This is a genomic window from Methylobacterium sp. J-048, from assembly GCF_022829515.1.
In the GTDB taxonomy this organism is placed as follows: Bacteria; Pseudomonadota; Alphaproteobacteria; order Rhizobiales; family Beijerinckiaceae; genus Methylobacterium.
Window position 1 is genome coordinate 1 of record NZ_JAKSYL010000144.1, and the last position, 282, is coordinate 282.

Annotated in this window: 1 protein-coding gene; it reads left to right on the forward strand. The window is 60.3% G+C overall.

The genetic code is table 11. The features are described 5' to 3' along the window. Positions 1 to 181 (forward strand): hypothetical protein (locus MKL09_RS13710; RefSeq protein ID WP_244020855.1); only part of this gene is annotated, 181 nt, incomplete at its 5' end. Positions 182 to 282 lie beyond the last annotated feature (101 nt).

Genomic DNA, 282 nt, shown 5'->3' on the forward strand with positions numbered 1-282 from the left:
GCCCGACGCTCGGCGCACCAACGACGAGGCCCTGCTCCAGACCGGCGTGCTCCATGTATTCGGCGACATCGTTCACGTCGGATCCGGCGTAGGCCTGGGTTCCGTAGGTCCAGGGCGTGAGCTTCCCGTCGAGGTAGACGACCGGCTTTCGGAAAAAGGCGATGCAAAATCAAAGACCTAGTGCATCATGGCGGTTCCGATATCCGGCACGATGCACTAGGTTGCTTCGCTGCGCTCGCAATGGCGGCTCGGTTCACCGAACAATTGGATCAGAACCGTAGA